This window comes from Nitrososphaerota archaeon, from assembly GCA_029785825.1.
Classification (GTDB): domain Archaea; phylum Thermoproteota; class Nitrososphaeria; order Nitrososphaerales; family Gagatemarchaeaceae; genus UBA183.
On the sequence record JAFLYY010000001.1, the window covers coordinates 1100393 to 1114264 of the forward strand.

4 protein-coding genes are annotated in these 13872 nt (G+C 60.8%); 1 reads left to right on the forward strand and 3 read right to left on the reverse strand.

The features are described from left to right. Position 1: 1 nt before the first annotated feature. Both JRN21_05815 and JRN21_05820 read right to left on the reverse strand, forming a co-directional pair. Positions 2 to 10120, reverse strand: coding sequence for a hypothetical protein (locus JRN21_05815; protein ID MDG6988828.1), 10119 nt, complete (start codon positions 10118 to 10120; stop codon positions 2 to 4). A gap of 473 nt (positions 10121 to 10593) precedes the next feature. Next, a complete protein-coding gene (locus JRN21_05820; protein MDG6988829.1) occupies positions 10594 to 11967 on the reverse strand; it encodes a right-handed parallel beta-helix repeat-containing protein in 1374 nt (457 codons plus the stop codon). A gap of 425 nt (positions 11968 to 12392) precedes the next feature. Here JRN21_05820 and JRN21_05825 point away from each other — a divergent pair, with 425 nt between their 5' ends. Next, complete coding sequence (locus tag JRN21_05825) at positions 12393 to 12596, forward strand: hypothetical protein (GenBank protein ID MDG6988830.1); 204 nt, start codon at positions 12393 to 12395, stop codon at positions 12594 to 12596. Positions 12597 to 12793: 197 nt separating this feature from the next. Here the strand turns inward: JRN21_05825 and JRN21_05830 are convergent, their stop codons facing one another. After that, positions 12794 to 13558: an SDR family oxidoreductase gene (locus tag JRN21_05830; GenBank protein MDG6988831.1), complete on the reverse strand. Its 765-nt coding sequence runs from the start codon at positions 13556 to 13558 to the stop codon at positions 12794 to 12796. Positions 13559 to 13872 lie beyond the last annotated feature (314 nt).

A 13872-nucleotide genomic window follows, 5' to 3' on the forward strand; every position in this document is an offset into this window, starting at 1 on the left:
GTCAGTGCCACCAAGCCCTCTTTCTGCTGACCATGAGCACTCCAGCTACAACGGCTAGAAGGACGACCGCCAAGGCGATCTCGGCATACTCCATGGCTGTGGCCTGTGGGGAGGCTGCATACACGGAAGTCGTCGATGCCGTGGTCGTGGTAGTGAGCGGCGGTGGTTCTGGAGTTGTCGCTGTTGAAGAAGTTGTTGTCGTGGTGGTAGACGAAGCTGCCGTAGTGAATGAAGTCGTTGTGGCGGATGAAGTCGTCGTAGTGGTAGTGGTTGAAGTCGTCGTAGTGGTAGTCGTGGTTGAAGGTGTGACGGTGAGCGTGAATGCAGCCGTCTCAGTGCTGCTTCCACCGCTCGCGGTCACCGTGATGGAGTATGTGCCTGCGGGGGTTGTGGAAGAGGTGGGGATGGACAGAGTGGAAGTGCAACTCGGGGTGCAGGAGGTCAGAGAGAATGTACCAGGAGCCTCCGATGGAAGGCCCGAGGCTGATAAGCTGACTGGCTGGGTGGAGCCTGAAATGAGCGAGACGGTGACCGTTGCGGTGGCTGTGCCGCCCTGGGTCACGCTCTCAGATGAAGGAGAGACAGAGAGCGAGAAGGCGAATGCGACAGGCGAGGGCGGGGTGGACGGAGGCTGCGCAGCGGCGAACGGGGTGCCTCCGAGCTCAGAAACGCCCACTGAACCGCAGAGTGTGTCAGGCGAAGCGAACGTGGGACCGGAAGCCTCGACCCATGCCCCTTCGCCGACGGAGTAGTAGTAGAGCAGATCAGACGACGAGACCCCTGACAGGGTGAAGCAGACCGTGGCGCTCCCTGCAGAGGCGCCGACCACGCCTACGTCGAAGTAACCAATCGCTGTTGTTCCCGTTTGTGCGGAGAGGCTGGTCGTGCCAGGCGGCGTGGCGACGTAATCGAAGGTGTCGACGCCGACCGAAGCCCCCGGCGCGATTCCTGTAAGGACGACGTTAATCCCGTTGGAGAGGGCGCTGTCTGCTGAAGCCGCGCCAGTGCCGTTCGCGACGGCCGTGACGAATAGCTCTGTGAGGGGGGACGGCTGGACCACGTAGAGCGTTCTAGTCAGCGTCTTGATGACGTTCATGCCGTCTGTGAACGTGGCCTCGACGACCCAGGTGCCGTTCTGGCTCGGGGTGAAAGTGGACGATGCGCCTGAGGACGAGAGCGCGGTTAGAGAGGAGCTGACTGGCTGACCTGCCGGCGAGAGCCACGTGAACTGGACGTCCTTGGAGAGAGGGTCGTTCGTAGTCGCAGTGGCGTTGAGCGGCTCGCCTGGGGCGACGTCGGTGGCGTCCGTGGTCAGGGTGTACGTCAGGGGGGCAATTCCTGCTTCGGCCCGGAACGCCGAGCCCATGGTCATGTTAGCGTAGTTCTCCACACTAGGCGAGACCAGGACCGTGTAGTTGACCCCCTGCAAGAGAGGAGAGGACGGGACGAATATCGCCTCGCTCGTCAACGGCACACCCCCGGGCGAGAGCTGGGAAGACACAGGGAAGATGGTCCCGGTCACGTTCTGGCCTCCGTTGGAGGAGATTGCTATCGTCGTGCCGTTGAGGGTCGACGCGCGCATCAGTTGGTCGAAAGAGAGCTCGATGAAAGAGCCCGTAGAGTTTGAGAACACCGAGACGCCTGAGACTGAGGGGGGCGACGAAGGCGACAGGTCTATGTCGACACCTGTGGCTGGTGGCGGGACGTAGACCACTATGCTGCTGGCGGTGGAATAGCCTGGGGCTTGGACAACTACCATGTACCTGCCGGCGGGCACGAACCAGGCGTATCTACCCCCTTGGTCAGTCTCCTGTGGGTTGAGCTGGCCGAACCCCGACGCAGCCCAAGGCACCCACTGGCTGGTGGTGGAGTTGTACTGGAGGACAATGACCGTGGCGTTGGCGACCGGGTTGGTGAGGAGGCCTGCATAAACCACACCGCTGGGGTCGTACTCTTGATTCACGTTGGAGACCGGGTGGGTACCGCAGTTGATATCGCCGCCTAGTGTTGAGATGTCGTTTTGAACCTGGTTGACAATGGAGTTGAGATAATCGTTGCCTACGGCGACTACCTTCCCCGTGACTGCGCTCACCAGGAAGTCGAAGGGGGCCGTCGCCATGTTGTAGAGGTACTTCGCGCCCTCCGCCACGTCCACAAGATGCTCGTCTGCGAAGATTAGGTTGAGGTAAGCCTTCTGGCCTTCGCCCGGCTGCAGGTTCAAGAGCGCACACTGTGCAAGGTTGTTGAGTTCCTGATTCATGTTCTCCAGCGTGTAGAGGTTCTTCCCCGCGTCGTACAAAGAGACGAAGGTACTCAACGCGCTTTCAGACTTGTATACGAGTTCCGCCTTGTCTAGGGCGCTTGCTACCTTGATGGTTGTCGCTTCACCTCCAGAGCCGGCTCGGCACACTGCAGGGTAAGTCACGCAGAAGTCGTAGGCCTTGCTCAGGATCCCGCCATTGTAGGACCACATGAGCTTGAAGAGTGTGCCTATCGGGTCGACGACGCCTCCTGACGCGGCCAGGTCACTGGCTGCACCGACGACCTGCGCGTCGTTTGGTACGAAATACGAAATCTGCAGCAAGTTCACGGTGCTGTTCAACGCCGTCACCGACACGCTGAAGTTGTACACGGGGAGGCCGCTCGATAGAGCCTGGACGATCTGCGCCTGGGTGAGGTCCATCGAGTAGTTGGCCGTCAGACTCCCGGTTGAAGTCATCAAGAACGTCCCGTTGGGGAGAGAGATGGTCTCGGAGAAGCTCGTCGAGCTCTCCGACGTCAATGTTATGTTGAAGACGGGGATGCCTGACACCGATTGGTCTGGCGGCAGCTTCTCCGGGAGCGTCGGCGTAGGGAGAGTGCCGTTGTACTTCGGATAAGGCAGTTGAAGGTAAGTGACGCTTATCGTCCCATCCCATCCGCTTTCCCACCAGCTACCGCTAGGAACGTTGAACGACACGCTGTAAACTCCGTTGGAGCCGAGCGAGGCATTCCCGGAGACGGAGTGGCCGAGGTGCACCGCCACCCCAGTCACGTCGTTTGGCTCGTTGAAGTATAGGCTGAACGAGATCGGCTCGTATATCTCTATCACGTAGGGGAACTGCGCGACCTGGGTTGAGGGGTTCCAGCATACCAGCCTTCCATCAGACTGGTCCATGCACATCTTTGTCAGCTCTACCTGGCCGTCGACGTAACCGACTTCGATGGTCTTGGAATAAAGAACCGTCCCTCCGTTTGTGCTCGCTTCTGCGTGCAATTCGTTGGCGGACGAGTTCCCGACGTCAGGAAGCGAGAAGACCCCCTCCCAGTACCCCCCTGCAGGGACCAAGACGCTCCCGAGCACGGTCTGGTTGTCGTATACGGTGACGGTGCTGGCTTGCGGGGCCTGGCCCGACACGGACACGTTCAAGGAGGCGATCGATGAAGGCGCAAAGATGGTAACAGCGTTGGTCTGAACGTCGGCTGTCCCGATGAGCTCTCTCTGGACCTGGTTCTGGACGGAGTATGAAATGTAGACGCTCGAGCTGAGCTGAGTGGCGTTCAACGACTGCGAGAGCAGGAGCTCGTAGGAGACGATCCCCGATTCGCCTGCCGACAGTTCGCCGACCGGCACGTAGTAGTAGCTCCCGTTCTGGATGACTCCCTTCGCTTGCAGCAGGTTGAGCGCGATGCTTCCAGGGACGAGGGACGTCTGAGCAGGCACTTGGAGCTGCAGCGTGACATTTGCAAGGGTAGTCGTGGCTGTGCTGTTGTATGTCCCCCGAATCTCTACCACCCCCCCGGGTGCGCTCACAGATGGCAAGGAAGCAACGCCGTTGCCCTGCTTGCCCGTGAAATAGACGCCTGCGGAGAGCTCGACGTTTCCGAGGTTCGTTATCTGTGCCTGCGAGATGCTCACTTCAACGCTCCCGAAGAGCGTTTGCACCTGGCTATTCCTGCTGGATAGCTGGAACTCGAACTCCCCAGGCCCGGGCGGGGAGTATGATAGCGACGCACTCAAGTTGGAAATCGAGGTCACGTACAGAGCGAACCCAGTCGCGTTAACAGAATAGACGTTCGCTGACCAGCTTGAGACGGGCTCTTCAGGGGAGCCCGAGACGATTGTCGCCCTGACCAGGCCTTGTTGTGCCGCGTAGAGCGAGATAGTGGCGTTCCTTGAAGGGTTTAGCTGTGCCGAGTCGCAGACCAGAGGAAGACCGAACGAGTATCCGTTCCAGCAAGCTTTCACAACCTCCCCTGCATATCCGGCGAACTCGAACGGGTTCGAAGAGACGTCATACTCCTGCCCATTCGCGTCCGTGAGCGTCGGGTCTTTGCCCGCGTGGGCAGTCGTATAGCCGTAGACGAAAGGCAGGAACTGCGTCTGGTTGAGGTACTTCACAAACACATCGACGGCCACACTGCTGGGCCCGACTAAGGGTATGTTGAGGTCGAGGACGGTGGTCAGGCCTGGGGCGATGGTCGTATCTTCGAGGGACGAGGAGAGGAGCTGTGGCGAGGCGGCATAGGCTGTTGCTTGCCCCGAATAGAAAGCCGCGCTGTACCCTCCCGTCGCGTTGGTGAGCGCGCTGTCCGTAAGGGTCACGCCGTTGATCTGCTCGTCGATAGTGACGCGCGCGTCCGCGACGACCGTCCCGTTGCTGTAGGAGACAAGACCCTGGAGCGTGCCTGTGGGCAGAGGCTGCAGCTCTATGATGGGGGTGGTGCCGTTGACCGTGAACGACTCGGCGGCGGGGGTCTCATAGGGCAGGCCCGTCCCGTAAAGGTTGGTGGTGATTGTGAGGGTCGCACCTGACGGTGAAAGTACAGATGGCGTGAGGCCGCTGGAGTTGGTGGTGAGCAGCCCCGCGACTCCGCCAGTCCCCGAGAAGGTCAGCTGCACGCCTGCCACCGCGGTGCCCTGGGCGCCCGTGACCAAAGCGTGGGCACTCTGAATCTCGAATGAAACAGCGTTGCTTCCTGGAGCAAGAGTCACGGTCTTCGTTACGCAGAGACCGTCGACGCATGCTTGGACTGGTTCAGCCGAGCCCGAGGGAAGCCCTGTGAAAGCCAGCGTGCCTGTCCCCCCTGTGACGAATTCGAGCCCGGGGACTGAGACCGACACCCCGGAAACGGGGCTTCCGTCGGGCAGAACCGCGCTGACCTGGAGGGAAGAAGAAGAGACAGGGACGAATGTGGCGTTGAGCGGGGATATGATTGATATGGCACCGATCGAAGAATAGATCGAGGAGTACCCGGCCGATGTGAAGAGCTCGTTGGCGAGGGGGTCGTAGACCACCGCCTGCTGTCCAGGGAAATACCACCCGTTGTTGATACGGTAAATCGTCGCCCCGTCGTAGACCGCGCCTGCCGCCCCTGTCGCCGTATCGTAGGAGGCAAGGATGGGAGACCCGCCCATGGTCACGGCGACGTAGACCTCGTCGTTCGACGGGTCATAAGCTGCCGCCATGGTGCCGCAGACCTCACCCCCTGAGGAGCAGGGGAGCGACGTAATCGCGATGACGTTCCCCGTGGTCGCGTTTATGGTTGCCAGCTCGAATGGCAGACCGTCTCCTACGGTGTATATCGTCCCTGTCTTGCTGTCTACCGCCATGGCGTCAGAAAGAGGGACGCTGGAGTTCGCTACGATAGCACCTGTCGAGCCGTTGATCGCGTAGAGCCTGTCGCTCCCCTCCACGTAGCAAGAGTAGATGACCGACCCACACTCCGTTCCTCCGAGGGCATACACATACCCGGTTACAGGGTCGTAGGCGATCGCGCCGGTGGCGGACGGTTGGGCACCCAAGCTGATGTTCCCTGACAGGGTGTTGGTGGAGGCGTCTATCACGAACACGAACCCCCCGTTGCCGCTGCTGCCTGTCACGAAGACCTTGTTGCTGACGGGGTCGAAGGCTGCGGAGACCAGGTTCACCCCTTCGAAGGGACCGCCGGTCGTCGTGTTGACAGGTATGGTCGCGACGACGGTCTCGGTCATGGTGTCGAACACGGTGACATTGTCGAATTTCTGGGAGTAGCAGGCGTACCCTCCACCACCGGAGAGAGTAGCGCAGTGCGCGGGGGCTACGCTGCTCTGGCCGCTGACGACGTAGAGATACCCGTTTGTGGGGTCGTACACCATCCCTCCGATTGATACAGCCGAGACAGGCACGTTGCCTTCGACCTGGCCCGTGGTCGCGTTCAGGAACCACAGAGTGTTCGTCTGCCGGTCGGCGACGAAGACCAGCCCGTCGCTGGCGAAGGCCAGAGAGTCTGGCGTGGCCCCGAGGAGTATCTCGGACACCACTGTGTTAGACGAGCCGCCGACTACGGAGATGGCGTATGAGCCAGGGGACGACGCGTACACGTCTCCGTTCGCTGGGTTGGCCGCAGCGATCGTGTAGAGAGGGCTTCCCTGCTCCCCGGCGAGCCCTGTGATGTTCGCGGCCATGGCCCCTGTGGCGGGGTTGACGGCCGACATTCCATACACATTTGGAAATGGAGGAGGGAGGATCGGGTCGGAGACGTAGATGTAGCCGTTCTCTGGGTCGAACACCGTGTCAGCCGCGCATGCCATGGGTCCTACCTTGGCCAATGTTGAGCTGTTCGCGTCAAACGAATACATCCCCCCTCCGCCGCAATTCACGTAAGAAACATAGTAGTTCCCAAAAGCAAGGTAAGCCAAGCCGGTGTGGCTGTCGTACGAAATCGAGTTGAGGTTGTTGAGTCCGGACGTCACGTTCGAGAGCACCGCCCATGGCGAAGGCTTCAGCGCGAGGATCTCTGACCCTGAAGCGGTGCTGTTCTCGAACTGTCCGCCCAGATAGACCGTACCGCGCGCCGGGTCGACGGCCATGAGCGAGAGGGACCTGAAGGCGTCGGTGGAGACCGTGAAGTTGGATTCGACCGCGCCTGTAGTCCCCGACACGGCGTAGACCACTTCATTCGTGTATGTTTCAGAGGAGTTTGTTATCTGAACTAGGGCGTAGAAGGTGCCGGTGGAGCTCGCGAAGCCTGCGGATTGGACTCCGGTGATGTATTCGGCTGCGGAGGGATGCGGGAGGAGGGGGGCGACCGCGACTATCGCGCCGTCGATTGGATTGATGATCGTGACTGTGGCGCCCAGGTAGTAATCCAAGACCCCGTTGGAGTCGGCGTTGGAGAGGACTGAGCTGTTCGTCACGAGCAGGTAACCGCTCGATGGATCGACCGTAACGGTGTCTACGCCGACGACATTGAACTCCTGAATTATGCTCTTCGTCGTCGCGTTCACCCCCAAGATTCTGTTCGGAGAGGTAGAGCTCAGGGCGTAGAGCATCCCGTTGACCGGGTCGTACGTGAGCTGCCGAATCTGAGTGTTATAGGCGCCAAACGCAGTGAGCGCCGAACCCGGGTATGTCGTGCCATTGTAGAGGAGCAGCTGCTCGGAATAGACGAACCCTACGTCCTCGGTCACCCCCGAGCCGTTGACGAGCACCATCTGCGTGCGAGGGGGGACCTGGGGAACATACGGCCCCACATCAGGGAGCGTGTAGGGATAGTAACCGTCAGGGAAGCTGTAGTCTATCGTGCTCGAGGTGGACGTCTTCGTGACGTTCGCGAAGGTCACGGTCCAGGTCGTCCCCTGGGGGAGGCCCGCTTCGACGAAGGCGACCTGGTAGGTAGGCCCCGGAGGGAGGTAGCCGAACTGGGAGGTCGGCTGAGCGAAAGAACACGACTCGGGTGAGGTGGTACATCCGGGACCAGTTGGCCAAAGCACGGTCACCGTGTAGGTCCCGCCTATCCAGCCAGGACCTCCGGTGGTGAAGTTGTCGGAGAAGAGGCCAGTGGTGGCGTTGACTGCTACGGTGTCAGAACGGATGACTGCGCCGAGCGGGTTCGTCAGTGTCACCATGGCGTAGGTGGTGAAGTTGACAGAAGGACTGGCGGTCACGTTTCCGTTGACGAGCACTGTCTCTGTGCCGGAGTAGAAAGCAGAGTTGGTGTGGACATACACGTTGAGTATGCCCGCGCGCCCGAATATGGAATACTGGAGCGGGATTGAGATGTCTGACCCGTTCAAGGTAGCTGTGCCGCTGTACGGCGACACGCCGTAGCCGATGACCCCCAGATAGTCCGACCTTCCGACCGAGGACACGACGTAGGTGTAGTTCCCGTTAGCCTCTGTGAAAGAGACGGAGAACGGAGAGATTGCAGACGACTCGAAGCCGCTGAGGTTGGCGCCCCAAAGCTCGCCGTCTGGGAGCCCCGACTCAGTGAAGGTGACCGTGTAGCAGCCGGAACTGGTGAACTGGATGGTCTGCGACACGTCGCTCCCATTGACTGCGAGCATCCTCGAAGGTAGCGACGCGCAGTAGCCGTCCTTGGCGGTCACGTTGAGCTGGTAGACGCCGTTCGGGGCGGAGTACGTGATGCTGTTCGACGTCGCGTACTTTGGAGCGGTCCCTGCTATGACCGTCCCCCACTCGTCTCCGGACGGGAGGCCCGATTCGGTGAGCGTGATGTTGAAGCGCGTGTCATATATGACCGAGACCGTCCCTGAACCTCCACTCACGTCATACAGCTGGTTGTTGGATTGGTCGAATGCGATCTCCCGTGGCCCGCCGCTCGAGTATGCGAAGCCCAATAGGGCCTGCCCCCCCGTCAGCATGAACCCTACCGCCTTTCCCGTGCTCGGGTCTATCGCGCTTACGTTCTGTGGGTAGGAGCCGACGCTTGCGGTCGAATACAGGTACCCGTTGGCTGGGTCGAATGCCAGTCCGACGGGGCCGCATGTGCTTGAGACGTATCGGTATCCGCAGGAGACCTCGATGACTGAAGAGGTGTTTGCCTGAGGGTCGACCACGTCGATGGGGTAGGAGATGACGCCGTCAGATCCAGGAGTGTATGCGCTGTTCTCCTCGAGGTAGATCGTGCCACCAGGCGTGATGGTAGCTGTCCCTGCTCCTAAGGAGGATATACCGGTGTTTTCGGCTGGAATGGGTATCGTTGCTACCACTGAGTTCGTGCTGTTGATTCCAAACATGTCCGCGTGGCCGACGACGAAGGTCGCGCCGCAGAACCAGGTTGTCACGTACATGAGACCGTCATTCGCGTCGTAGACTGGTGCGAAGGTCCAGCATCCGCCAAGGCTGTCTATGGAGGTAGCGATGGAATTGCTGGTGGCGTTGATGATGACCACATTTTCCGTGCTGAAGGAATTGCCCGTCACGTACACCTCGTTGCTGGAAGCGTCATATGCGACAGCGACCGCACCGAAGTTGCTCGGCAAAGCGATTGACTTCAGGACGGTGTTGTTGTTTGTGTCGAAGACGACGACCACGGGAGTCGGGCATCCGGACGAGGTCACGTAGAGGTACCCGGTGGTAGGGTCGAGGGTCAATGCCGGCCCGTAGGAACCGCACTGCGTGTCGGCAGAAGGGACCAACGTCGTAGAGCGCACGACCTTGTCTGTCGTGGGACTGATCTCGAAGACTGTAGTGTTGCTGCTGCCTGTGACTCCGGCGACGTAGATCATTCCATTTGAAGGGCTCGTGGCGACAGATTCGGGGGTCGCAGGTGGCACCGCGCCATCGAAGGGGTTCGGCACGTCCCCCGGAAGGAGAGTGTCGTTGCTCAGGACGAGGGTGTTCTCCACGTAGCCGGCGGTGCTGTTCGGCGGGATGGGATTCCCTCTGGGGCTCGTCTGGGAGCTGGTAAGGGCCGAGAGAGGCGAGCCTGACAGAGCAGGTATGGGGGCGGTCAGGCCGCCATAGAGAGCAAGCATTCTTCCCCACAGCCAGGAGCTGAGATGCGTTGCGGTGGACAGCGCCGAAGTCCCGCTGGCGACGATGCCGCTCCATAGATTGGAAAGCGCGTCGAAGGCGTTCGACATCAAGAGTCCGAAGCGCTTCGACAGCGGGCAGCCTGCGCAGTTCAAAGGGTTCGGCGACCCGGACATCACCGGGACGACATTGGCCACCAGCACGCTTTCGCTGGCATAGTTCTGCTTGGGAGCACCGACGGTTGGGGGGGACGGGGTGAACAAGAAACCGAACCCTCCGAGGTTCACGACAGGAATTACCGTAGCAGAGGAGACCATCAAAGCGGCTATCACAAGCGAGACCGCCTTTTTCGGCCCGGCGCTCTTCGGGCCCGATATCAAGGTGCCTGGATGCACCCCCCAGGCTTCGGGCGGTACGGCACGTGACTCTCGCGGCTCCGCGGTGTGACGACCAAGGGCCAAGTTCAGGAGAGGAAGGCAGCGGAGATAAGGCTCAGGTTTCCCGACTTTAGGAAACTCGGCTCTTCACCGGCCTCTGCTGTGAAGCGGGAGGGCGACGCATGGACGAATAGGGAACTCTGATTTCTAGGCGAAGCCCGCCGCCACCATAGCGGTGAGCGTAAGGAGCATCAGCGCGAGCTCGACCACCGAAGCACGGCCGAGCGACCTCTGGGCGCTCACGAGCCCGTCCTTGGAGCCGCCGCTCTGGATCAGTGCCGTGAGCCGCCTGTCTGCGGGGACGAGACTACGCGGGCAGAGACCCTTCCTTCAGGCGGCCCCTTTGAGCGCTGTGTGCAGAATCTGTCCGGATCTACGAAAACAGCGAGAAATCGAAAAAGGATGGGCGTCGGCCCTTAGCCACGTTTCCTCACCGAGAGGACCATGGCTGCGAGGCCGAGCACTATCGCTACTCCTAGGGCTGTGTATGATACGATGCTCAGGGTTGACACCTGGCTGTTTGTGCTGTTGACGGTCGAGCTCAGGGAACCGACCGTGCCTGAGAGGGCGCTCAGCCCGCCGCTGAGCGAAGAGAGGGACAGCTGGGAGACGACTGCTCCCTGGACCGGAACTGTCACGGTGTGGTCGAAGCTGTTGTCGGAGAGGACTGCGGTTTCAGTCGCGTTCGCCGCGAGGACTCCGAAGAACTCGTTGTGTATGAAGTTCCCAGAGATGATGGTCTGCGTCACGACTGCGGAGCCGCTTATGGCGCCGATCAGGGTTATCCCGGTGGTCTTGGGGCCGAAGCCGGCGTTGCCGCTGACTATGTTCCCGACGACTCTGGTCCCGGAGACCAGGTCGCCCGGTGTGTTGCTGTGGACTATTATTCCGGGTATCAGGTTGTTGAGGACAGTGTTGTCGATTACGCTGTTGTTTATCGCTGAGGTGTGAGGGATGTCGGCGGCGACCACTATGCCTCCAGGGAGCCCGTTGCCGACATAGTTGGAGCTGACCACGTTATCGGTCACGCCCTCTCCGGGGTTGTACGCCGCCACCACTATTCCGCAGCCGCCGGCGTTGCCTATCACGGTGTTGCCTGTGATGACGTTGCCGAAAGCGGGGTTCGGAGTCCCGTTGCTCAGGCCGCCGGGGTTAATGTGCCCGTCGTCGGCCACCCCGATCCCTCCATCGGCGACGTTGTTTATGACAGTGTTGGCTGCGACGGTGGAGTTCGAGGTCCCGACCAGTTCGATGGCCTTGTTCTCCTCAATGCAGGGAGAGGTGGGCACGGCGGGAGCCGCTGGACAGACAGAGGGCCTGAGGCCGTTGTTAGCCACTAGGTTGCCCTCGATAGTGACGTCGACTGAATCCTGGACGAAGATCCCGTGGTTGTCTGCGTGCGACACCGTGAGCCCTTCGATTACGGTCCCGCTCGCGGCGGGGCCTATGACTTCTATGCCGTAGGTCTGTCCGATGGCGTTGACCACAGTTAGGGACGCCTCTGAGCTGGCCGACTCGATGGTGACGCGCTTGGTTATGTTCACCATCTCGTTGTAGGTACCGGGCTCGACGATGATTATGGAACCGCCGCTCGCCACGGAGACCGCGTGCGAGATGGTCGCATACGGGGCGGTCAGAGATCCCGTCCCGGTCACGTCGCTCCCCGCTGGACTGACGAAGATCTGCGGAGGGGACTGCGCGCCGGCAGGCAGGGCACCGGCGGCGCCGACGAACCCGGCGAAGAGCAGAGAGCACAGGAGTAGAAACGACTGAATGTTTCGCCTTTGCATTTTCGGCACCTTGAGACGTCTGCACGTAGTTAAGCGGCGGGTTTCCTTGAAGACGGAAACCCATCCGTGGGCGTAGCTCTGCTGACCCGCGCATCACGGCGGCCGCAGCTTGCGTCCCGAAGAGGGGACGGGGCGTCACGCCCGTTGAGAATTCTGACCCGAGCGCCCCGGGCGAGATTTAGACCGCAGATGGGTATGAATTTATGGCCTCGGGGAACGGGATAGGTTCGAAGCCGCGCAGTGAACATGTTCGAAGGGGCCCGCGTAAACAGCCGAGCGAGCCCTTGGTCGTGACGACCAGATGCCGGATTCGCTTCTCCGTCCTGCCGGACCGAGGCAGGGGCCTTTGACTGGCCTTTCATGCAGCTGTTTGACTGACGGCAGGGTTTAGTAAACAGCGTAGAGGAGAGCCACGACTTGCCGCCATGAGAGACGCAAGGAAGTTCGTTCTGGATTGGCTCGCCGCAGTGAGCATCATCACACTGGCGATTGTGCCCGTTCGCTTTTACTTGTTCTCCGGGAACGACTGGCTCGTCGGCGCCGTTTCTGTTCTCGCTCTTGCTTTCGTGGTAGCATACTTCCTCGTCGCTCGGCTCTGGAAGCCCAGTGTTGTCGGCTTGTCTCCCTGACGACCATCGTTCCGAGGAGACGACTTGGTCGATAGATCGCCCCGACGAGAACTGGGCGGAATGGCATCTGAACACGGTAAACCGTGCCCCGGGACAGATAGGGGCGGGCATTTGCATACCCGTGATTGCTTTTGGAAGCCCGTGGACGAGGCGCCCGTTGGTCCCTAGGCCCCTTGGGGCTGGATGGATAGAGTGTGCTAGAGGAGCGTCCAGCCGCCGTCGATTACGATGCACGAGCCGTTCACAAGGGACGACTTGTCGGACGCCAAGAAGAGGGCCAGCTCGGCGATCTCGCCCGGCTCGCCGGTCCTCGGCAGCGTCGCCATCGCCTTCATGAGGTGTTCCATCCCCTTAGGGTCGGGCGCCGTGCCCCCTACCCCTATGTTGGTATTCACTGCGCCGAGGACCATGGCATTGCACCTTATCCCCGCGCTCCCGTACTGGGCCGCGATGCTCCGCGTCAGGCCGATGAGGGCATGCTTCGAAGTCGTATAAGCGGCTCCCGCTACCCCTCCGAAGAACCCGGCCACCGAAGCCGTGTTGATTATCGACCCTCTGCCAGACGTTTGCATCAGCGGGATGGCGCGCCTGCTTGCACGGAAGGGCGCGTTGATGTTGATGTCCATGACCTTCTCCCAGACGCCGTCCGGGGTGTCTACTACCGGGCGGACCCCGTCCATGATCCCGGCGTTGTTGCAGAGGATATCCACCTTGCCGAACACCTTCGCGGCGTGGTCGACCATGAGGTCGGGACTCTCCTTGAGGGAGAGGTCGAGGGTCATCCCTTCCACCTTTGCCGGGCTCTTGGCCCGCGTTTCTTTCACCACCTGGTCGACCCTATCTGAGACGACGTCTACCACCAGGACGGACGCTCCGTTCTCAGCGAACTGGTTAGACATCGCCCTGCCGACCCCGGAACCTGCGCCGGTGATTATTGCGACTTTGCCGTCAAGTATGCCCATGCGCGGCTCGGCGCGTGCATCGCAGATAAGAGCGGCGGCCGGTTCTCGATAGTGAGAATGGCCCAAGTCCACGATGATCTGGGCTCTGATTCCACTAAATCTAGCTGCCCGATTATCCGCTCACGGAGGTCTTTCGCACGCCCTCGGGCGCGTCTTGGCGAACCTGTAGCATGCCCGGGGGGGCTGGCCGCTGAGCGGGCCGATGTTCTCCCTGCGGTCTCGAGCTGTCTTCCAGAGCAAAGGTCCTGCCCGAATTCGTCCCAGGCGTTCCCCGCGGCCGCGTTTGGGCAACGGAAGCATATGATGCACTCACG

What these genes read in the sequence shown, in the direction of transcription:
- JRN21_05820 (MDG6988829.1), bottom strand. Translation starts at nt 11,967, where the DNA reads ATGCAAAGGCGAAACATTCAGTCGTTTCTACTCCTGTGCTCTCTGCTC.
- JRN21_05825 (MDG6988830.1), top strand. Translation starts at nt 12,393, where the DNA reads ATGAGAGACGCAAGGAAGTTCGTTCTGGATTGGCTCGCCGCAGTGAGC.
- JRN21_05830 (MDG6988831.1), bottom strand. Translation starts at nt 13,558, where the DNA reads ATGGGCATACTTGACGGCAAAGTCGCAATAATCACCGGCGCAGGTTCC.